At 48.4% G+C, this 20,355-nt stretch carries 19 protein-coding genes and 1 riboswitch; of the genes, 9 read left to right on the top strand and 10 right to left on the bottom strand.

Features of this window, described 5'->3' with window-relative positions; all coding sequences use genetic code 11:
* Nucleotides 1-111: 111 nt before the first annotated feature.
* Nucleotides 112-681 (top strand): hypothetical protein, encoded by a 570-nt coding sequence (locus tag N179_RS10920; RefSeq protein ID WP_075642875.1) that lies wholly within the window; start codon nt 112-114, stop codon nt 679-681.
* Nucleotides 682-724: 43 nt separating this feature from the next.
* Here the strand turns inward: N179_RS10920 and ahpF are convergent, their stop codons facing one another.
* The 6 genes from ahpF to N179_RS10950 form a co-directional block, all read right to left on the bottom strand.
* The gene (gene ahpF, locus N179_RS10925) at nt 725-2,254 is read right to left on the bottom strand and encodes an alkyl hydroperoxide reductase subunit F (RefSeq protein WP_075642876.1); all 1,530 of its coding nucleotides are present in this window, start codon (nt 2,252-2,254) and stop codon (nt 725-727) included.
* A gap of 14 nt (nt 2,255-2,268) precedes the next feature.
* Nucleotides 2,269-2,832 carry an alkyl hydroperoxide reductase subunit C gene (gene ahpC, locus N179_RS10930; protein ID WP_023469815.1) on the bottom strand — a complete coding sequence of 188 codons (564 nt, stop codon included), beginning with the start codon at nt 2,830-2,832 and terminating at the stop codon, nt 2,269-2,271.
* Between the two features lie 221 nt (nt 2,833-3,053).
* Entirely contained in the window at nt 3,054-4,454 is a 1,401-nt protein-coding gene (gene gnd / locus N179_RS10935; RefSeq protein ID WP_075642877.1) for a decarboxylating NADP(+)-dependent phosphogluconate dehydrogenase, read from the bottom strand.
* A 20-nt stretch (nt 4,455-4,474) separates the two neighbouring features.
* On the bottom strand, nt 4,475-5,821 hold the full coding sequence (locus N179_RS10940) for a GntP family permease (RefSeq protein WP_035395491.1): 1,347 nt from the start codon (nt 5,819-5,821) through the stop codon (nt 4,475-4,477).
* 24 nt (nt 5,822-5,845) lie between these two features.
* Nucleotides 5,846-7,387 (bottom strand): gluconokinase, encoded by a 1,542-nt coding sequence (gene gntK, locus N179_RS10945; protein WP_075642878.1) that lies wholly within the window; start codon nt 7,385-7,387, stop codon nt 5,846-5,848.
* On the bottom strand, nt 7,380-8,096 hold the full coding sequence (locus N179_RS10950; protein WP_023469811.1) for a GntR family transcriptional regulator: 717 nt from the start codon (nt 8,094-8,096) through the stop codon (nt 7,380-7,382). Before N179_RS10950 ends, gntK begins: the two co-directional genes overlap by 8 nt.
* Before the next feature lie 182 nt (nt 8,097-8,278).
* On the opposite strand from N179_RS10950, the gene N179_RS10955 reads away from it, so the two are divergent.
* The 3 genes from N179_RS10955 (at nt 8,279) to mmuM (ending at nt 11,725) form a co-directional block, all read left to right on the top strand.
* Nucleotides 8,279-9,196 carry a ketopantoate reductase family protein gene (locus N179_RS10955; RefSeq protein ID WP_075642879.1) on the top strand — a complete coding sequence of 306 codons (918 nt, stop codon included), beginning with the start codon at nt 8,279-8,281 and terminating at the stop codon, nt 9,194-9,196.
* A gap of 36 nt (nt 9,197-9,232) precedes the next feature.
* A riboswitch (SAM riboswitch) is annotated at nt 9,233-9,334 on the top strand.
* Between the two features lie 77 nt (nt 9,335-9,411).
* The gene (locus N179_RS10960; protein WP_058265628.1) at nt 9,412-10,815 is read left to right on the top strand and encodes an amino acid permease; all 1,404 of its coding nucleotides are present in this window, start codon (nt 9,412-9,414) and stop codon (nt 10,813-10,815) included.
* On the top strand, nt 10,790-11,725 hold the full coding sequence (gene mmuM, locus N179_RS10965; protein ID WP_058265629.1) for a homocysteine S-methyltransferase: 936 nt from the start codon (nt 10,790-10,792) through the stop codon (nt 11,723-11,725). Before N179_RS10960 ends, mmuM begins: the two co-directional genes overlap by 26 nt.
* 68 nt (nt 11,726-11,793) lie before the next feature.
* Here mmuM and N179_RS10970 read toward each other — a convergent pair whose 3' ends face one another.
* Complete coding sequence (locus N179_RS10970) at nt 11,794-12,216, bottom strand: MarR family winged helix-turn-helix transcriptional regulator (protein WP_035395500.1); 423 nt, start codon at nt 12,214-12,216, stop codon at nt 11,794-11,796.
* Nucleotides 12,217-12,398: 182 nt separating this feature from the next.
* On the opposite strand from N179_RS10970, the gene N179_RS10975 reads away from it, so the two are divergent.
* Both N179_RS10975 and N179_RS10980 read left to right on the top strand, forming a co-directional pair.
* Nucleotides 12,399-12,854 carry a CBS domain-containing protein gene (locus N179_RS10975; protein ID WP_055969726.1) on the top strand — a complete coding sequence of 152 codons (456 nt, stop codon included), beginning with the start codon at nt 12,399-12,401 and terminating at the stop codon, nt 12,852-12,854.
* 26 nt (nt 12,855-12,880) lie between these two features.
* A complete protein-coding gene (locus N179_RS10980) occupies nt 12,881-14,119 on the top strand; it encodes an MFS transporter (protein WP_055969723.1) in 1,239 nt (412 codons plus the stop codon).
* Between the two features lie 48 nt (nt 14,120-14,167).
* On the opposite strand, the gene N179_RS10985 is transcribed toward N179_RS10980, so the two are convergent.
* Nucleotides 14,168-14,593: a DUF1801 domain-containing protein gene (locus N179_RS10985; RefSeq protein WP_050678548.1), complete on the bottom strand. Its 426-nt coding sequence runs from the start codon at nt 14,591-14,593 to the stop codon at nt 14,168-14,170.
* 85 nt (nt 14,594-14,678) lie between these two features.
* Here N179_RS10985 and N179_RS10990 point away from each other — a divergent pair, with 85 nt between their 5' ends.
* Entirely contained in the window at nt 14,679-15,026 is a 348-nt protein-coding gene (locus N179_RS10990) for a hypothetical protein (RefSeq protein ID WP_035395505.1), read from the top strand.
* Between the two features lie 66 nt (nt 15,027-15,092).
* On the opposite strand, the gene N179_RS10995 is transcribed toward N179_RS10990, so the two are convergent.
* Nucleotides 15,093-16,265, bottom strand: a complete 1,173-nt coding sequence (locus N179_RS10995) for a M20 family metallopeptidase (RefSeq protein WP_075642880.1) — start codon at nt 16,263-16,265, stop codon at nt 15,093-15,095.
* 139 nt (nt 16,266-16,404) lie between these two features.
* The gene (locus N179_RS11000; protein ID WP_023469801.1) at nt 16,405-17,235 is read right to left on the bottom strand and encodes an SDR family oxidoreductase; all 831 of its coding nucleotides are present in this window, start codon (nt 17,233-17,235) and stop codon (nt 16,405-16,407) included.
* A gap of 135 nt (nt 17,236-17,370) precedes the next feature.
* Between N179_RS11000 and N179_RS11005 the strand changes: the two genes are divergently transcribed.
* On the top strand, nt 17,371-18,240 hold the full coding sequence (locus tag N179_RS11005; RefSeq protein ID WP_075642881.1) for a PDZ domain-containing protein: 870 nt from the start codon (nt 17,371-17,373) through the stop codon (nt 18,238-18,240).
* 82 nt (nt 18,241-18,322) lie between these two features.
* Nucleotides 18,323-20,185: a molecular chaperone HtpG gene (htpG, locus tag N179_RS11010; RefSeq protein ID WP_075642882.1), complete on the top strand. Its 1,863-nt coding sequence runs from the start codon at nt 18,323-18,325 to the stop codon at nt 20,183-20,185.
* The last annotated feature ends 170 nt before the right edge of the window (nt 20,186-20,355 follow it).

The raw sequence follows: 20,355 nt of genomic DNA on the forward strand, positions 1-20,355 counted from the left end.
GTACGATCTATTGATACACTCTTGAATGAAAAAATCCATAAAACGGTTGTCGTTTTCGAATCTGTTCCTCGTTTTTTTCGTACAATGAACAGCGAAAGGGAGGGGAAGTCAGTGAAATATCAGATTGCGACAGCTGTTTTTTTATTCGCTTCATTGTCATCAGTCACATCGGAGGCAAAGGACCAGACGACACAACACCAACGTTATTACGCAGCATATGAAAAAATCGTGGAAAACATAAATCGGACACATGAAAATGCGGACGTCACGTTGCTTGCAGCAAATCAATTCGCAGACGAGGACTGGGTTTCGCCGGAACGTTTTCAAGAACGGGCACTCGAACGGTTGAAGCCGCTACGTGTCCAAACGAGCTTAGAGTGGGATAGTGAACGAACGCTTGAACGCACAGAACGTGGAAACGATGTCCGGATCATCGGAAATTTCGAGACGGAACTCTTGGAACAGAGTAAACGCCAACGATTATCCGATGTCTTTTCGATGACGTCTCTTGCAATCGATGGTGGAAAATGGACGCAAACCGGATTCTCCGGTACTCCAATCGATGCTTGGCAAACAATGGTCGTAACAGTCAGTGGTACATACGCGAAGCAGGGCATCTTAACAAAACACCACATCACAAAAGAATATCATTGTACATGGTACGGTGAAATCTACTATTGAGACAGAAAAAGAGCGAAACTCGTTTGAGTTCCGCTCTTTTTCATTAATTCCGGATCAAGTGATCGAAAGCACCGAGTGCAGCTGTTGCACCAGATCCCATCGAGATGATGATCTGTTTATACGCGCTATCCGTGCAGTCTCCTGCAGCGAACACGCCTGGTACGTTCGTTGCACCATGACGATCGACTTGGACTTCACCGAACTTGTTACGGCTCACCGTTTCACCGAGCCAGTCCGTGTTCGGTACGAGACCGATCTGGACGAAGACACCCTCGAGCTCGACGTGACGTTCGACGTTCGTTTCGCGCTCGATATACGTGATACCGTTCACTTTGTCCGTTCCTGTGATTTCCTTCGTCTGTGCGTTGACGACGACCGTGACGTTCGAAAGGGAAGCGAGGCGTTCTTGAAGAACAGCATCCGCTTTTAGTTCCGGTGCGAATTCAAGGACCGTGACATGCTTGACGATTCCTGCGAGATCGATGGCTGCTTCGATCCCTGAGTTTCCGCCACCGATGACTGCGACACGTTTTCCTTCGAACAATGGACCATCACAGTGTGGGCAGTAGGCGACGCCTTTGTTCTTGAATTCGAGTTCGCCTGGGACACCAACGTTACGCCAGCGTGCACCTGTTGAAAGGATCAAACTCTTCGTTTTCAAGACAGCACCGTTCTCAAGCTCGAGCTCAAGGAGGTCCTTCTTCTCAAGGCGAGTTGCCCGTTGTAGGTTCATGACGTCGATGCCATATTCCTTGACGTGCTCCTCAAGACTTGCGACGAGTTTTGGTCCTTCCGTGTACTTCATGCTGATGAAGTTCTCGATGCTCATCGTATCCATGACTTGTCCACCGAAGCGTTCTGCGACGATTCCTGTCCGGATGCCTTTACGGGCTGCATAGATGGCAGCACTCGATCCAGCTGGACCACCACCGACGACGAGGACATCGTATGGATCTTTATCAGCGAAATCAGAAGCATCGGCACCTGTACCAAGCTTCGCCAAGATTTCTTCGAGTGACATCCGTCCGTTACCGAATGCTTCGCCATTGACGAAGACCGTCGGAACAGCCATGATCTCTTTTTGTTCGACTTCTTCCTTAAATGCCGCGCCATCAATCATCGTGTGACTGATGTTCGGGTTGAGGACGCTCATGACGTTCAATGCTTGTACGACATCCGGGCAGTTGTGGCAGCTCAAGCTGATGTACGACTCGAAATGGTACGTTTCTTGAATGCCTTGAATCTGCTTGATGACGTCCGCATCGACCTTCGGTGCTCGACCGCTGACTTGTAGCAGAGCGAGAACGAGGGACGTGAACTCATGACCGAGTGGGATTCCCGCGAACGTGATGCCGCTTGTCTCACCGACACGGTTGACTGAGAAACTTGGTGTCCGGGGAAGGCTTGCCTGCTCGACGGAGATGCGTGGTGTCATGCTTGCGATCTCTTCGACGAGTGCGCTCATCTCAAGCGAGACGGCGTCTGTCCCAGCGCTAACCGCTAGGACGAGATCGCCTTCGAGAAGCTCGAGGTATTGCGCGAGTTGTGCTTTAATGTCTGGTGCTAAAGCCATCGCGAATCCGCTCCTTAAATTTTTCCGACGAGATCAAGGCTTGGTGTGAGTGTTGCAGAGCCTTCTTCCCATTTCGCTGGGCAGACTTCGCCTGGGTTGTTACGTACGTATTGTGCTGCTTTGATTTTGTTGACGAGCGTGCTTGCATCGCGACCGATACCGCCTGCATTGATTTCAACCGTTTGGATGACGCCGTCTGGATCGATGATGAACGTACCGCGGTCAGCAAGACCATCTTGTTCGTTCAAGACTTCGAAGTTACGTGAGATGACGTGTGATGGGTCGCCGATCATGACGTACTCGATTTTACCGATTGTTTCTGATGTTTCGTGCCATGCTTTATGTGTGAAATGCGTATCTGTTGAAACAGAGTAAACTTCAACGTCAAGCGCTTTGAGTGTTTCGTATTGGTTTTGAAGATCTTCGAGTTCTGTCGGGCAAACGAATGTAAAGTCTGCAGGGTAGAAACATACGACACTCCATTTACCGCGAAGGTTGGCATCCGTTAGGTCAACGAATTCTCCGTTGTGGAATGCTGATGCACTGAATGGTTTTACTTCACTTCCGATTAAAGACATGATAAAAATCCTCCTCAAGGGTTCTATTTTTAGAATCTGTTCTAGTGCATACAAGGAATCTGTATTTATCACACTAGAATAATTCTAATCTAATACTAATTTCATATAGACCAACACTTTTGTCAAGGTATAATCGGCAATTTCTTATTTCAGGAAAGATTGTGTGAACAAAAAAAGAAATCCCGACTCCTAAATGAAACAGGAGTCGGGAGCTGTATTCTTTATTGCCAGTCCGTGTGGAAGATCCCTTCGCGGTCTGTCCGTGCATACGTGTGAGCACCGAAATAATCGCGTTGTGCTTGCAACATGTTGGCATTCGAATTCGCTGTCCGGTAGCTATCGTAATACGTCAGTGACGTCGATAGAGATGGGAGTGCAAAACCAGATAATGCACCCTCGGCAACGACGTGACGTAACGATTCTTGATACGCCTGTACTTTCTCAGCGAAGAACGGGGCGAGCATCAAGTTCGAGAGGTTCGCATCATTTTTGAACGCTTCACTGATGACGTTCAAGAAGTCGGCCCGGATGATACATCCACCACGGAAGATCAAGGCGATTTCCTCGAGGCGTAAGTTCCAGTCATACAACTCAGACGACGTTCGGTACTGGGTGAAGCCTTGCGCGTATGCGGCAACTTTCCCCATATAAAGCGCTTGACGAATCCGTTCGACCCACGCGTCTCGCTCAAGCGTTGACAAGTCTTCTGGTCCCTTTAGGACAGCAGACGCTACGACGCGTTCTTCTTTGATAGCTGAAAGGTAACGCGCGAACAGGGCTTCTGTAATGATCGAAGAGGCGATCCCATTATCAATGGCTTGCAGGCTCGTCCATTTTCCAGTTCCTTTTTGACCGGCTTGATCGAGAATGACATCAATCAACGGTTGCCCTGTCTCGTCATCCGTTTTTCGGAGGATATCCGCTGTGATCTCAATCAAGTAACTTTTCAGTTCACCTTCGTTCCATTCAGCGAAGATATCCGCGACTTCCGTGACGTCGAGTCCGAGACGGAAACGGAGGAAGCTATACGCTTCAGCGATCAATTGCATGTCCGCATACTCGATTCCGTTATGGACCATCTTGACGAAGTGACCAGCGCCTTTCGGACCAATATAAACACAACATGGATCTCCTTCGACGTGAGCGGCGATCTTCGTCAAGATCGGTGCGACATGTTCGTAAGCTTCTTTCGATCCACCAGGCATGATCGCAGGACCGGTCCGCGCACCGACTTCACCACCCGATACACCGACGCCGATGTATTCGATCCCATGGCGTTGTAACTCGTCGAAACGACGCTCTGTATCGAGGAAGTGAGAGTTCCCACCATCCATGATGATATCGCCTGTTTCGAGATGCGGAAGCAACGATTCGATGACTGAATCAATCGCGCTACCAGCCGTGACCATCATGAAGATTTTACGTGGGCGAGCGAGTGATTGAACGAATGCTTCAATGTCGTAGTACGGATGAAGGGGTAGTCCTTCATCATGTGCGACGAGATCGTCTGTTAAATCACGTGTGTAGTTATAGATGGCGACTTCTTCTTGATGACTTGCCATATTCAGTGCCAGGTTGCGTCCCATGACGCCAAGCCCGATGACTCCGATAGAATGTTGCATAAGTAGAACGACTCCTTTTCTTAGACGACGAGGCTGAGGAGAAGAACGAACCCAAGTCCACAAACGGAAATGATCGTCTCAAGCACAGTCCATGTCGCAAACGTTTCTTTTAATGATAACCCGAAATACTCTTTAAACATCCAGAAGCCTGCATCATTGACGTGTGAAGCGATCAGACTACCTGCACCAGTCGCGAGAACGACGAGCGCTAAGTTGACGTCGGATTGCTCCAGTAACGGAATGACGAGACCTGCCGTTGAGAGGGCAGCGACTGTAGCGGAACCAAGTGAGATCCGGAGAATCGCAGCAATCAACCAAGCGAGTAGGATTGGGGATAACGCTGATCCATCAAATAAGTGCGCAACGTATTTCCCAACACCACCGTCAATCAAGACTTGTTTGAAGGCACCGCCACCACCGATGATCAATAGCATCATCCCGATTTGGGCGATCGCCGTCGTACAAGATTCCATGACCGTTTGCATCGGAATCTGACGCGCGATCCCCATCGTGTAGACCGCGACGAGTAGTGAAATCAACATCGCCGTTGAAGCGTTCCCGATGAATTCAATCGCCGAGATGACACTGTTTTCACCCCAACCGAGTGTTTCTTGTAAGAGCGTGAAGATCGTTGCGACCGACATCAAAAGAACCGGTAGCATCGCCGTGAAGACACTGATGCCGAAGCCTGGTGTCTCGTCTAAATCAAATTCTTTTTGTTCCCCGAGTGACGCGATGTTTCCTGTCCGTGTAAACGATTCAGGAACGAGTCGTTTCGCGATTTTCGTAAAGATAGGACCGGCAATAATGACCGTCGGAACAGCAACGATGAAACCATACAATAAGACTTCCCCGATATTGGCTTTATATTCCCCAGCGATGACGGTCGGACCCGGGTGAGGTGGTAAGAAGCCGTGCGTGACAGACAGGGCTGCGACCATCGGGATTCCGAGATATAGAATCGAGACACGAAGCTGACGTGAAATCGCAAAGACGATTGGAATCAACAGGACGAGTCCGACTTCGAAGAAGAGGGCGATCCCGATGATGAATGAAGCGACGACGACTGCCCACTGGATGTTCTTTTCCCCAAACCGAGCGACAAGCGTCATGGCGATTCGCTGCGCCCCCCCGGCGTCAGCAATCAGCTTTCCAAGCATGGCACCAAGACCAAAGATCAATGCGAGGTGACCAAGCGTTCCTCCGATACCAGCTTCGATCGTTTTGACGATCTGATCGAGCGGCATGCCGAGTAGTAGTGCAACGCCAAAGGAAACGATGATGAGTGAGACGAACGTATTTAATTTCAACCCCATGATGAGAACGAGCAACGCGACGATCCCAATTCCTACGATGACTAAAGGCATGATGACTTCCCCCAAAAGATTAAGTTAGTTTTCTTCTTGAATCAAGCTCCGTTGATACGTAGCGATTCGTTTATGATCCTCAGACAATGTTCGAGCCAAACTAATGAAAATCGGTAAGAGCTGACGATATTCATGCATCGCTTCTTCATTTGGTACATGACGATGCGTTTCCCCAATCATCTCGGAGACGACTTCGAACGAATCGACTTCCCCTGTCGCATACAGTCCGAGAATACACGCACCGAGACATGAACTTTCAAAACTTTCCGGAATGACGACTTCCGATTCAAAGATGTCCGCCATCATTTGGCGCCAGACTTCGGACCGGGCAAACCCACCCGTCGCCTGAATCCGTGTCACAGGACCGTCCATACACTCGACGAGTGCGAGGAAGACGGTATACAGATTGTAGATGACGCCTTCTAGTGCTGCCCGGATCATATGCTCTTTTTTGTGCGAAAGCGTTAAACCGAAGAACGAACCGCTGACATCCGGATTCCAGAGCGGCGCTCGTTCACCGGACAAGTAAGGATGGAACAATAGCCCGTCGGATCCAGGACGGACGCGTTCGGCAATCTTCGTCAAAACAGCGTACGGATCGATGCCAAGGCGTTTTGCTGTCTCGACTTCGGCTGACGCGAGTTCGTCTCGGATCCACCGTAAGACCATTCCGCCATTATTGACGGGCCCACCGATGACCCAGTGGTCCTCGGTCAGCGCGTAACAGAACGTCCGTCCTTTTTCATCGGTCTGCGGACGATCAATGATCGTTCGGATGGCACCGCTCGTTCCGATCGTGATCGCAATTTCCCCTTTGCGAATCGCGTTGACACCTAAGTTAGAAAGAACACCGTCACTGGCACCGACTAGGAACGGCGTATCGATGGAGAGTCCCATTTGTCGTGCGTAATCAGTATTCAGTCCGGTACATGACGTCGTCGTCGGTACGGGTTCCGATAAATAGCTGGCATCGATTCCTGCGACGTGTAACGCGCCCGTATCCCAGCCTAATTCATGAATGTTGAAGAGACCGGTTGCTGAAGCGAGAGAGTGGTCGATGACGTATCTGCCGAACAGTCTTTGGAACACGAATTCCTTGATCCCGACATATTTTTTCGTTTGAGCATGGAGCTCCGGACGATCTTCGACGAGCCAACTGATTTTGCTGAGCGGTGACATCGGATGGATCGGTGTTCCGGTCCGGTGATAGATTGATAGACCATATTGTTCCTTGATCTTGTTCGACCATGCTTCACTCCGACTGTCTGCCCATGTGATGCAGGCAGTCAATGGTTGATGTTGTGCGTCCATCGCGATCAAGCTGTGCATAGCACTACTGAACGCGACGAACTTCGGTGGCATGCTCGGATGACGTTTCGTGATCAAACGGATCGATTCGAGTACAGCATCGAAAATTTCTTCTGGATCTTGCTCCGCTGTCGACCGGTTCGGTGTATGAAGCGGGTAACCGACGTTCGTTTGTCCGATGACCTCTCCTTTTGTCGTAAAGAGGACCGCTTTCGTACTCGTCGTTCCGATATCGACGCCTAACATGTATTCAGTCATGTGAATCGACTCCTTTCGACATCATTTGTTGCGTTTTCCAGAGATCTTCGACTTCCTGGACGTCATCAAAGTTCTGATGTAAGGAAGCGACCATCCGTTCACGATCCCCTGTCTCGATCGCTTCGATGTACAAGGCGTGGTTCGCGAGGATGCGTTCGAAGTCTTCGATGTCTTCCTCGAATCGTACCCGCATCGATAGGAGGATGAAACTTTCCATGACCGGTTTGAGATTTTGCCAAATCATGCTGACATATCCATGATCAATCGAGCGGATGATCGTTTCGTGAAACAGTACGTCCTGGAAGGAGAATTCATCGGCATCCTTGTATTTGATGGCAACTTTCATCATTTCGAGAATTTTACTGAGTTCACGGACGAGTTCTGCCCGTTCGATTTTGACGAGTCGTTCGAAGACGAACGTTTCAATGAGTAGCCGGACATCATAGATTTCCTGAATGTCGCGCTCAGACAAACCGACGACGACCGCTCCCATTCGTTCGAGACGAATCAATTGTTCGGATGCAAGGACCTTTAACGCATCACGGACGGGCGAGCGACTGACTGAAAAATCAGAGGCTAATTTGTTTTCGGATAAAATGGTACCGCTTTCAATCTTTCCTGAAATGATGCGCATCCGTAGCTCGTGTGCGACACGATCTCCAGCGGAAGCTTTTGCTAACCACTTCAAGGGGTATAACAGTTCTGACATGGAATCACCTGATTTCTAAAGTGAGTATACTTGTATACAAGTTAGTATAAACGTTTTTTTCTAAAATGCAAACGCTTAACTTACATTTTAGTGATTCAAGCAGGAATCAGGAAAATGGTTTCCGATATGTTAGGGTGAAGGAGTAAGTAACGAATCGATTAGTTAAAAAGGAGGTAATGCATATGCATGTTTTAGTCGTAGGTGCCGGAGCAGTTGGAGGTTATTTCGGGGGACGTCTTGCTGAGCAAGGGGAACAGGTGACATTCCTTGTTCGTCCGAAGCGCTATGAACAATTACAAAAGACAGGGTTACAGATCACTAGTCCTCATGATGATGTTATGATCACGCCTCAGTTAGTGACACGAGACATGCGACTGAATCACACATTTGATGTCGTCTTACTTTCGACGAAAGCCTATCACTTGGATGATGTCCTACAGGATCTTGCGCCATTTGTTTCGAGCGAGACGTACATCATTCCTTTGTTGAACGGCATGCAGCATATACGACGGTTAACAGAAGTCTTCGGAGAAGATCGAGTACTGGGCGGACTTTGCTTCATTGAATCGACGCTTGATGCAGAAGGGCGTATTATACAGACAAGCCCGTCGCATCGGCTATTGTTTGGTTCACGAACCGGTAAACCAACATCGCGTTTAGAGGAGATTGCAACACGTTTTGCGAAAGCGAAGGCACCGATGGCGTACTCGATGCATATCATGGATGACATGTGGCAAAAGTACCTCTTCATTTCGACATTTGCGGGCGTGACGACACTATTTCGCTCTGCCATCGGTCCAATTCGCAAGGACCCAATTGGTCATCAGATGATTCAAGACGTCATGAAGGAAGCGAAGCAAGCGATGGAAGAACAAGGCGCAGTCTTTAATGACGATGTAGAAGCGGTCTTGCTGAAGCAGATGCATGCAATGGAAGACACTATGAAATCGTCAATGTTACGGGACATGGAAAAGGGTCAGCCCGTCGAAGTGAAACATTTCTTTAGTACGTTGCTCGAAACACGCTCTTCACGTCATCTTCAACTGATTGAATCTAATTTATGGATCTATCAAAAAAATCGGGAAATGCCTGTTGACTGAATTATCTGCATTCTGATATGGTTAGGAACAATTACATACTTATCCAGAGAGGTGGAGGGACTGGCCCTATGAAACCTCAGCAACAGGTCGAAAGATACTGTGCTAATTCCTGCGGGTGCTGCACCCGATCGATAAGATTTCCGAATTGTCGACCGACGCATCCGTGAGGATGCGTTTTTTGTTTGAAATAGGTGGAACGAGGAGGAAATGGATTCATGAAAACGAGCGGAGCATTTCGACGCAAGATGGAATCACGTCATCTGATCATGCTGTCGTTAGGTGGTGTCATTGGAACAGGATTATTTTTAAGTACAGGTTATACGTTGGAACAAGCAGGACGTGTCGGAACGATTTTATCGTATTTGATCGGAGCCGTCGTCGTTTACTTAGTCATGTTAAGTCTCGGTGAACTCGCCGTGCACATGCCGGAAACCGGATCATTCCATAAGTACGCAACGAAGTACATTGGACCCGGCACCGGTTATACAGTAGCCTGGCTCTACTGGCTGACGTGGACGGTCGCCCTTGGTTCAGAATTCACGGCAGCAGGCATTTTGATGCAACGTTGGTTCCCATCGATTCCGGTTTGGGTGTTCAGTGCCTTATTCGCTGCGATGATCCTTGGTATCAACGTCTTGAAGGTTCGCGTGTTCGCTGAAGTCGAGTTTTGGTTCTCCGCCATTAAGGTCGTGACGATTATTGCGTTCATTTTACTTGGTGCGGGAGCGATCGTCGGCTTCATTCCACTGCAAGATGGTAGCCCAGCCCCATTCTTTTCTTCCTTAACGGAAGGTGGATTATTCCCAAATGGTGCTTTCGTCATCTTCATGACGATGCTTGCCGTGAATTTTGCTTACTCGGGAACGGAACTGATCGGTGTCGCAGCGGGTGAAGCAGTCGATCCGAAACGGACGATTCCGCTTGCGATCCGGACGACGATCTTGCGACTCGTCCTCTTCTTCGTCGGTACGATCATCGTGTTAGCCGTCTTATTGCCAACGGATGGGAAAGGTGTACTCGAAAGTCCGTTCGTCGCCGTGTTCGAACGGATCGGAATTCCCTACGCTGCAGACGTGATGAACTTCGTCATTTTGACAGCGATCTTGTCGGCAGCGAACTCTGGACTTTACGCCGCCTCTCGGATGCTCTGGTCGCTTGCGAACGAACGTATGATTCCACGCTTCTTCGCCCAGGTGACACCAAGTGGGGTTCCACTTCGAGCTGTATTGTTCAGCATGCTTGGCGGAGGACTTGCCTTGCTGTCTAGCATCTATGCAGCAGGGAGTGTCTATATCGCGCTCGTCTCGATTTCCGGTCTTGCTGTCGTCGTCGTTTGGATGAGTATCAGCGTTGCCCAGTATCGCTTCCGGAAGCAATTTCTTCGTGAAGGGCATACGGTCGACGAATTGGTCTATCGCACACCACTCTTTCCATTCGTACCGATCGCCGCTTTCGTCGTTTGTTTGATTTCTCTGATTGGTATCGGATTTGATCCGACACAACGAATTGCCTTGTACTGTGGTATTCCATTCATCGTGATCTGTTATATCGTTCATGCGTTCACGAATTCTTCTCAGAAACGGAGTGTTGAAGATGTCCCGAATCAAAAATCCAGTTGATCAACGATTACAGGAAGTTCCCTTTCTCATTTTAGACGGTGCCCTTGCAACCGAACTTGAACAGAAGGGATTCGATCTGAACGACCCGCTTTGGTCAGCACGTCTCTTGATCGAAGCACCGGAACAGATCGAGCGTGTCCATCACGATTACTTTGAAGTAGGTGCTGATGTCGCCATCACTTCAAGCTATCAAGCAAGTATCGAAGGCTTCAAGCAACGTCATATCACGACAGAGGAAGCACAGTCGCTGATTCGACAAACCGTTACCTTGGTCCAAAATGCACGCACGCGTAGCGGAAAGAGTGACGCATTAATCGCAGGATCAGTGGGTCCTTATGGTGCCTACTTAGCAGATGGTTCTGAGTATCGCGGTCATTATGGGGTGTCAGCAGATGTGCTAGAAGCCTTCCACAGACCACGGATCGAAGCATTGATTGAAGCGGGGGCTGATCTGCTGGCATTTGAGACGATTCCGTCGCTCGAGGAAGCTGTCGTGTTGTTCCGGATTCTCGAAGCGTATCCGGAAGTGTCTGCTTGGCTGACGTTCTCGCTTCAAGATGCGACACACATTAGTGAAGGAACGGCACTTGCGACGTGTATTGAAACGGTCGGACAACATCCACAGCTCGCAGCAATCGGTGCAAATTGTTTTCCGGCATCTTACGCGACCGACTTTATCCGTCACGTCAAGGCGTTGACGAATGTGCCAATCATCGTCTATCCGAACTCCGGTGAGGTCTATGATCCGGTCGCAAAAACATGGTCGGGTACGAATCAGTGTACGTCGTTCCAAACCGTCGCGAAGACATGGTATGAGGCAGGGGCACGATTGATCGGCGGTTGTTGCCGAACGTCACCTGAACATATCGCACAAATTCGTTCGGTTTGTCAGGTTTCTCATACATCATGAATAATGACGAAAAAACGGACGCGAAATCGATTGATTTCGCGTCCGTTCCTTTAAATGGTGTGATTTCGTTACCGCTCGCGCAAGGCACGGTTGAATTGTTGCAATAGACGTCCAAAATCTTCGGCATCATCCGATGGCCAGTCCGTCAGTAGACGTTCGATGCTCGCGAGGCGCGCTGTCCGGTAAATCGTGAGCTCTTCTTGTCCTTTATCCGTAATATGATAGAAGAAGGCACGACCATCTGTCGGATCTTTTACTTTTTCCACAAGTTGCTTTTGATCGAGCGCTGCAGCTTGGCGACTGACGGTCGAGACATCAAGCTGGAGTTCACGAGCAAGTGTTTTGACACCGACGTTGCCGGAATCCGCTAGTTGTCGCAGTAAAAGGTAGGAAGCACGATCCAAATTACGATTGTCTGCCGTCGCTGTCGTCAAGCGCCGGATCAGAATTGCTAACTCTAATTCAATGGTTTCGAGTGCTTGTTGAGACATCGGGTATCTCCCCTTTCAATAAGGTCTCTCTGTCCCTCATGATTACCCAATGTGGATAAGCTGTCAATGCGAAAAGCAGGAGGCTTGACAGAGTTGTAGTTGTATTATACAATCATTTTTGTTCTTTTAATTGTATCATACAACTTTTTCATATGAGAAACGAACGACAAAGGAGAATTCAGATGAAAGCTTATGAGTCGATGAAACAAGAGGTCATCACAGTAAACGATACAGATCTGATTCGTACGGTCATCGAACGATTCATTCAATCTGGTATTAGCGGCGTACCTGTCATTAATGCTGAGCAAGAGGTCGTCGGGTATATCAGTGACGGAGATATCATGCGCGCGATTGGAAAACACAAGGACATCATCGTCGATACATTCTTATATGTAGATGTCATCAAAGGAGACGAAGAAGATTACGAAGATCGGATTCGTCATATCTTGAATCGACCTGTCATGGAACTGGCACGTCGGAAGGTCGTAACAGCGGACGCTGAAACAGAAATAGAAGAGATTGCGGCGACACTTGGCGCAAAACGGATCAAAAAGCTTCCGATCCTGAAAGCAGGACGGCTTGTTGGGATCATTAGTCGAGGCGACGTCATTCGCCATTCGTTTAAACAGTTCATGTAACACATTCAATAGAAAGAAGGGACACTATGGCACTTGCTGAAAAAACAACGACGCTTGAGCCGGAAACGGTATTAGCAGAAAGCAAACAGGGATTATTCCATCAACCGGTTGCTGTCTGGGCAGTCTTTTTCGCCAGTATTACAGCATTCATGGGAATGGGGCTCGTCAATCCCGTCTTACCGACGATTGCCGAGAATTTAGAAGCATCAAAAAGTGAAGTAACGCTCTTATTTACAAGTTATAACGCCGTCATGGCATTCGCGATGTTAATTACAGGCGCGATCTCATCACGGATTGGTCAAAAAGGAACATTGATGCTCGGGATCGCCGTCATCGCAACCGTTGCTGGTTTTGCTTCACAAGCAGATAGCATTTGGACGCTCGTCGCGTTACGCGGTGGATGGGGACTTGGGAACGCTTTGTTCGTCGCAACCGCACTTGCTGCGATTGTTTCGCTGTCGTCAGGCGGAACAGCAAAAGCCATCATTTTGTATGAAGCAGCCGTTGGTCTTGGGATTTCGATTGGACCACTGTTAGGCGGAACGCTCGGTTCAATCACATGGCGCGCGCCATTCATGGGTGTTGCAACAATCATGGTCATCGCGTTCCTCGTCTTGCTCTTCTTGATGCCAAAACCAGCAGCATCTGCAGCACCGAAACAGAAGTTATCATTAAAAGCACCGTTCCAAGCGATGAAGCATCGTTCGCTCTTGACGCTCGGAATCGTAGCGGCACTTTATAACGTTGGGTTCTTTACGATCATGGCCTATGCACCATTCGTCATGAAACTACCAGCGCAAGGACTCGGATTCGTTTTCCTCGGCTGGGGAATGTTGCTTGCGATCACATCGGTCTTAACGGCTCCGAAACTGAAACAATGGTTCGGAACAATCAAAGCGATGGTCATGATGTTGATCATATTCGCAATCTTGCTTCTGTTAATGGGGATCTTTACGGAAACACCAGCCGTCGTCATCGTCTGTGTCATTTTGGCGGGAGCCGTGCTTGGGAATAACAACACGCTCATCACGACAGCTGTCATGGACGCAGCACCTGTTGAACGTTCGACAGCATCTGCGGCATACAGTTTCCTACGTTTTCTCGGGGCAGCCATTGCGCCATTCATGGCCGGTAAATTGGCTGAAATCTTCAACGCAAACTTACCGTTTTATGTCGGAAGTGGCTTTGTCCTCTTATCCGTCATCATCATCGGGGTCAATCTCAAACACATTCGCCATATCGATCGGACAGAAGGCGGACATTAATTTCAAAAACAGCCGAAGCGAATCCGCTTCGGCTGTTTTTGATTGAAATCAAGACGGGTACATGTCTCTTAACGTGCGAATCGAGTGCTCAATCATTTCCCGAAGGACGTTTAAATCGATGTCAGTCAGTCGTTTTACGTAGAGGCAGGACTTACCACGTCGATACGTACCAAGAGTGGCAAGCAGTCGTTCCGATACATCGTCTTCACCAAGCGCGAGGTAAAGGACGAGGTTCGTCTTGCGTGGAGAAAAGCCAACATAAAAGCTGTCGCCCTCGTGACCGGAGGCATAGTGATAATGATAGGAACCAAAACCAATCAAGGAAGACCCCCAAATGACGGCTTCGTATCCCGTGACATCTTCGAAGAACTGACGTAACGTGATACCATCTGCTTGACGTAGTGGCGGTTCGACTTGTGCCAGAAAGGCATCAACGGACTGTTCAGTAGGACCTGTCTTTGGCGTATCAGACATAAGCAGACTCCTTTCGGATGAAGAAGATATCGGTTACTTTCGAAAAAAGAAAGCGAAAATCCTTGTACATAAAGGAGGAAATCGAATGAAGCATCGCATCGTGTTTCGAGGAGAAGAAAGCAGCGTATCGTGGGACATCTTACACGTATATCCAAAGCAAGAGGAACTAACGATTCAAATGACGGGAGAAGATAGTGAACACGAGTTTTCAGTTACATTTAATCAATATGATGCGTTCATCCGTAACTTTGCTCGCGTCCATGAGTCGTTATACGGTGAAGTCGTATTCGAGCAGGGCGTGATTCGTCTCCGTTTACGATATGACCGCCTTGGTCGTGTCTTCATCAGTTGGTCTGACGGACAAACGAGTCATCAGTTTCGCAGTGATCAAAGTTATTTAAGTGAGGCGTTGGCACAGCTTGGTGTGTACTAAACTAAACACAGTAAAAGTAGAAGGGACGACTCTGGGTATTGCACCCGAAAGTCGTCCCTTTTTTATTTAAAGTGATGGAAGCGATTGATGTAATGGTGTGTTGATCAAGTTAAAGCAAAACGCAATCGTTTGTTCATACTCGGATAACAGAATTGACTCATCGACTTGATGCGCAAGGCGGAAATCATGGAAAGAAGCGATTGCAATCGGAAATGACTTTTTCGCTTGGCTGAACATCGCACCATCCGTTCCACCTGGGATGGCGATTTTTCGTGGTGTCACGCCGCTGACCTGCTCCATCGTATCTGCGACCTGTTGCAAGAAAGGCGCTTGTTCATCGGTTTCACAAGAAGGAATATCCTTGATGACGGTCACGCTCATGTCAAAGTTAGGATCTTCTGCAACAAGTCGACGCTCAATATCCGTAAAGGCAGCAAGAACGTCCGCCCGACCGAATCCAGGAATCGTCCGGATGTCCATATAAAAAGAAGCCTGACTCGGAACGACATTCGGTCCTTCGCCTCCTTTTATGGATGTGATTGACGCGACGACCGGACCGAGTGCCGGGTGATGATTCGTTGTGATCGAGAAACGTTCTGACTTCACTTCTTGAATGATGCGATACACGTCATCAATCGCGTTACGACCGAGTTGCGGAGCAGAGCTGTGCGCACTTTTCCCGCGGCACGTCACTTCAATCCCAACGACTCCTTTTTGTGCATATCCAATCATCCCGCTCGTTGGTTCTGTGATCAGTAAAGCATCTAAATCATCCGCGTGTCCTTGTTCGGTCAAATGACGAGCACCCGTCATGCCATTCTCTTCATCGGATGTAATCAGAAGTTTGACGGTGTTCGGACGGTCTTGACGTTCCTTGTATTGAATGAGCGCTTGCACCATCGCCATGACACCTGATTTCATATCCGAAGCCCCACGACCATAAATGCGTCCGTCTTCGATTTCACCACCGTATGGATCTTTCGTCCAGCCGTCTCCTTGGACCGGAACCGTATCGAGATGACCAGATAGCCCGAGTACGGAAGGGCGTGAAACCTCTTCACTCGCAGGAACGGTCGCGACGAGACAAATCCGTTTCGGTGAGACTTCGATCCATTCTGTCGAGATGTGATGATCAATCAGTACATCGTACACATAACGTGCGACGTCTTCCTCTCCGTCCGTCGGATTAACGCTTGGAATTTGAAGACATCGTTGTAAGTAAGTAATTGCTGTTTGCATAAGTATTTCCTCCTTTACCTATCCTGTACCCTGATAAAAATACTTCAGGGAGGTAAACGAATTCGGAAAATAATTTACGGAGCTGAACGTCTTGAGATAAAAGAAAACGGTGCAACCAGAAGGTTACACCGTACCTTACTCATTCACTTTTTTCTGCTTCGTCTTTCCACTTCGAATCGATTAACATCTCTCCCGGCCATGTATAAGCCATGATGCCGCCGTCTGCTGTGATATCCTCACCTGTAACATATGAGCTGTCGTCAGAAGCGAGGAAGAGGGCGACTGTTGCCATCTCGCGTGGTTTACCGAGTCGTCCGAGTGGTGTAATCCAAGCGTTCGCATCGCGGAACTGTTTGCCTTGCTCTTTTTCTTTTTCACCGACGAGTGTATCGATGAGTGGTGTTTCGATTGTTCCTGGTGATAACGAATTGACACGAATGCCATGACGCGCATAATCGATTGCCATCGCGCGCGTGAAGTTCGCAATCCCACCTTTCGCTGCGTTATAACCGGATCGGTTCAAGTCAGCTGCGCGACCAGACATCGATGATGTATTGATGATTGAACCACCGTTATCAAGCATGAGTGGAATCAAGAATTTACTGACGAGGAATGTACCGCGCAAGTCGACCGCGATGATCCGGTCGAAGAGATCGATTGGATACTCGTGGACTTTCCCGCCTTGTTCATCGATTCCGGCATTGTTGAAGAGAACGTCGATCGTACCGTATGTCTCTTTGACGTGCTTCGCAAGTTGCTCGACACTCTCGACGTCTGAGACATCGACATGGACGGCTTCCGCTTTCCCACCTTGTTGTGTAATCTGTTCTACTGTTTGTTGTGCTTTTTCAAGTGAGACATCGGCACAGACGACCGTTGCTCCCTGTTCTGCGAAGACAAGTGCAGTCGCTTGTCCAATCCCTGTTGCCGAGCCGGTAATGACAGCTACTTTTTGATCGAGTCTACCCATTATTAAATCCCTCCTAAGTCGTATCGTTCACCTTATGAAACATTCCCGGAGAAATGGAGATTAAACCCATCGATGCGTCTAGTGTTAGAGGATAGGGGGTACATCTACAACAGCACAATCGCTGTATAGAGGGAGATGAGAACGCTGACATCCGATCAATGGCAACTTGCCAAAAAATTATTACACGAAGCCGTCCAGTACCAAATGACACTCGAGAAGAGTGCATTTGCAAGTGAATTGATCGACCAAACGACACCTGTCCTCTGGTTTGGTGATGCGACGCGTAGCAGTTGGGTGACGATCGCGACGAACCCATCCCGATCGCAGTTTTTAGACCGAACAGGTGCATTACGATTTGACGAGCACGGTCCACTTTTCATACGTCCACAATCCATGACGTGGAATGCGTATTTACAAGAAGAGACATTGACGGAATCGATCCGACGCTTCAATCGTTACTTCAAACAACCAAATGTGTACCGAACCTGGTTCGGTCGACCAGGTGGCGGTAAGCTCGAAGGATTCTTGAACGGACTCGGTGCGTCGTTTTACGAGACGACGTTTGATCCGGTCATTCATCTGGATTTTTTCCCGTTTCCGACACACCACTACATGGGAGCGATCAAAGAACGCAGCGTGTTGGAAGATAGTCCGTTCGGTCAGACATTTTTGTTACGCCTGCTTGAACTGTTCTCGATAAAAGGAATCATCCTGCTCGGTAAGGAACACACGGAACGATTTGCGAAGCTCGAACCAGACATCGCTTGGACGACCTATCGACCAACGGATTATCTGGACGCGATTTTTCAAATCGGCTTCTCGTCACGATTTCAGGTATCCGTCGTCGGACTCCACTTCAAACCGAGTGAGCAGTTCATCGGTCTCGGTAATCGAAAGGATGAAAACGGTGTCAGCCATGGCACCTATGGGTCAGCAGAACACTTACGTCAAATCGGAAAAATCGTCCGTGAAAAAGTCGTGACATACAGTGAAAAAGGTGATTGACAGATATTTCGAACTCCCTAATAATAGGAGATGAATTAGCACTCTGTATGATTGAGTGCTAAAAAAGGGAGGCAGAATGAGCATGGAAACGAAACAATTTAAGGCGGAATCAAAACGATTGCTGGAGATGATGATTCATTCCATCTATACGCATAAGGAGATTTTCCTGCGCGAATTGATCTCGAATGCAAGTGACGCCATGGATAAGATGTACTACAAAGCATTGACGGACGAGACGATTTCGTTCGAAAAGGAACACTACAAAATTACGATCGAACCAAATAAAGAAGCGCGTCAACTCATCATTCGTGATACGGGAATCGGAATGACGAAGGAAGAACTAGAAGAAAATCTCGGTACGATCGCGAAGAGTGGATCGCTTGCCTTCAAAGCAGAAAACGAAGCACAAGATGGTCATGATATCATCGGTCAATTCGGTGTCGGATTCTATTCTGCATTCATGGTCGCAGACGTCGTCACTGTTGTTACGAAACCATTCGGCGGTGCGGTCGCTTATAAATGGGAATCGCGTGGTGTCGAAGGTTATACGATCGAGGAAGTCGACAAGGAAACCGTCGGAACGGAGATTACACTCCACATCAAGGCGAACGAGGAAGAAGAATCGTATGATGAATACCTCGAGACATATCGTCTGCGTAGCATCATCAAAAAATACTCGGATTTCATCCGTTATCCGATCGAGATGAAGGAACTCGAACGTCAGCCGATCGAAGGCAGTGACGAGACGGAAGAGGTCGAAGTCGTCAAGACGATCAACAGCATGGTGCCGATCTGGCGGAAGAATAAACGGGAATTGACAGACGAAGACTATACGAACTTCTACCAAGAGAAGCGGTATGGTTTCGACACACCGGCGAAACATATTCATATCAGTGTCGACGGCGCTGTTCGTTATCAATCGATCTTATTCATTCCGGAGCAAGCACCGTACGATTATTATTCGAAGGAATTTGAAAAGGGTCTTGAACTCTATGCCAATGGTGTCTTGATCATGGAAAAATGCAGCGACTTGTTGCCGGATCACTTCAGTTTCGTCAAAGGGATGGTCGATTCGGAAGACTTATCGCTCAACATCTCGCGTGAGTTACTGCAGCACGATCGTCAATTGAAATTGATCGCGAAAAACATCCAAAGTAAGATCAAGACACAACTCGAAGCACTTCTGCGCGAGGATCGCACGAAGTACGAAACGTTCTATCAAGCGTTCGGACGTCAGCTGAAGTTCGGTATGTACAATGATTACGGCATGCATAAAGAACAGGTGCAGGACCTCATCCTCTTCTACTCAGCGAAGGAGAAGAAGTTGATCACGCTTGCGGAATACGTCGCAGCGATGCCGGAAGATCAAGCACATATTTACTACGCCGCTGGTGAGAGTACGAATCGTTTAGACAAGTTACCACAATCCGAACTTGTGCGTGATAAAGGGTACGACATCTTGTACTTCACCGAAGAGATCGATGAGTTCGCGATCCAGATGCTCGTGACATATAACGAGAAGACGTTCAAGTCAGTCACGAGTAGCGATCTAGGGATTGAAGCAGAAGCGGCAGAGACGACGGACGCACAAGCGGAGATGTTCCAAGCAATGCAGGAAGTGTTAAGTGGACAAGTCAAGGAAGTCAAAGCATCAACGCGTCTAAAATCGCATCCCGTCTGTTTTGCGACGGACGGCGCCGTCTCGATCGAGATGGAGAAAATCTTGAAGGCGATGCCGAATAACGAAGGGGTAGAAGCGGTCAAGATTCTTGAATTGAATCCGTCACACGCGGTGTTCCAATCTCTTGAAGCAGCGTATCAAAACGATCGTTCGAAATTCGAGCGCTATACCAAACTGATGTATCAACAAGCATTACTTGTCGAAGGGCTTCCACTCGAGGATCCGGTAGCGTTCGCGAATGATGTGTGTGAACTTATGGTATAAGACATGACATGAAGTCGAAAAAAGGGGCTGACTCAAAGTTGGTCTCTACAAAGATAAGGGTGGCAGAATGATGATCTGCCACCCTTATCTCGTAACAAAAAGAATGGCGCGTCACACGCCACTCCTACAGGAAAAGCGCATTTATGCGCTGTCAGAGACGAATGAGATCC

The sequence above is a fragment of the Exiguobacterium indicum HHS 31 genome, from assembly GCF_001939065.1.
GTDB lineage: Bacteria > Bacillota > Bacilli > Exiguobacteriales > Exiguobacteriaceae > Exiguobacterium_A > Exiguobacterium_A indicum.

What these genes read in the sequence shown, in the direction of transcription:
- ahpF (WP_075642876.1), bottom strand. Translation starts at nt 2,254, where the DNA reads ATGGCTTTAGCACCAGACATTAAAGCACAACTCGCGCAATACCTCGAG.
- ahpC (WP_023469815.1), bottom strand. Translation starts at nt 2,832, where the DNA reads ATGTCTTTAATCGGAAGTGAAGTAAAACCATTCAGTGCATCAGCATTC.
- gnd (WP_075642877.1), bottom strand. Translation starts at nt 4,454, where the DNA reads ATGCAACATTCTATCGGAGTCATCGGGCTTGGCGTCATGGGACGCAAC.
- N179_RS10940 (WP_035395491.1), bottom strand. Translation starts at nt 5,821, where the DNA reads ATGCCTTTAGTCATCGTAGGAATTGGGATCGTCGCGTTGCTCGTTCTC.
- gntK (WP_075642878.1), bottom strand. Translation starts at nt 7,387, where the DNA reads ATGACTGAATACATGTTAGGCGTCGATATCGGAACGACGAGTACGAAA.
- N179_RS10950 (WP_023469811.1), bottom strand. Translation starts at nt 8,096, where the DNA reads ATGTCAGAACTGTTATACCCCTTGAAGTGGTTAGCAAAAGCTTCCGCT.
- N179_RS10955 (WP_075642879.1), top strand. Translation starts at nt 8,279, where the DNA reads ATGCATGTTTTAGTCGTAGGTGCCGGAGCAGTTGGAGGTTATTTCGGG.
- N179_RS10960 (WP_058265628.1), top strand. Translation starts at nt 9,412, where the DNA reads ATGAAAACGAGCGGAGCATTTCGACGCAAGATGGAATCACGTCATCTG.
- mmuM (WP_058265629.1), top strand. Translation starts at nt 10,790, where the DNA reads ATGTCCCGAATCAAAAATCCAGTTGATCAACGATTACAGGAAGTTCCC.
- N179_RS10970 (WP_035395500.1), bottom strand. Translation starts at nt 12,216, where the DNA reads ATGTCTCAACAAGCACTCGAAACCATTGAATTAGAGTTAGCAATTCTG.
- N179_RS10975 (WP_055969726.1), top strand. Translation starts at nt 12,399, where the DNA reads ATGAAAGCTTATGAGTCGATGAAACAAGAGGTCATCACAGTAAACGAT.
- N179_RS10980 (WP_055969723.1), top strand. Translation starts at nt 12,881, where the DNA reads ATGGCACTTGCTGAAAAAACAACGACGCTTGAGCCGGAAACGGTATTA.
- N179_RS10985 (WP_050678548.1), bottom strand. Translation starts at nt 14,593, where the DNA reads ATGTCTGATACGCCAAAGACAGGTCCTACTGAACAGTCCGTTGATGCC.
- N179_RS10990 (WP_035395505.1), top strand. Translation starts at nt 14,679, where the DNA reads ATGAAGCATCGCATCGTGTTTCGAGGAGAAGAAAGCAGCGTATCGTGG.
- N179_RS10995 (WP_075642880.1), bottom strand. Translation starts at nt 16,265, where the DNA reads ATGCAAACAGCAATTACTTACTTACAACGATGTCTTCAAATTCCAAGC.
- N179_RS11000 (WP_023469801.1), bottom strand. Translation starts at nt 17,235, where the DNA reads ATGGGTAGACTCGATCAAAAAGTAGCTGTCATTACCGGCTCGGCAACA.
- N179_RS11005 (WP_075642881.1), top strand. Translation starts at nt 17,371, where the DNA reads ATGAGAACGCTGACATCCGATCAATGGCAACTTGCCAAAAAATTATTA.
- htpG (WP_075642882.1), top strand. Translation starts at nt 18,323, where the DNA reads ATGGAAACGAAACAATTTAAGGCGGAATCAAAACGATTGCTGGAGATG.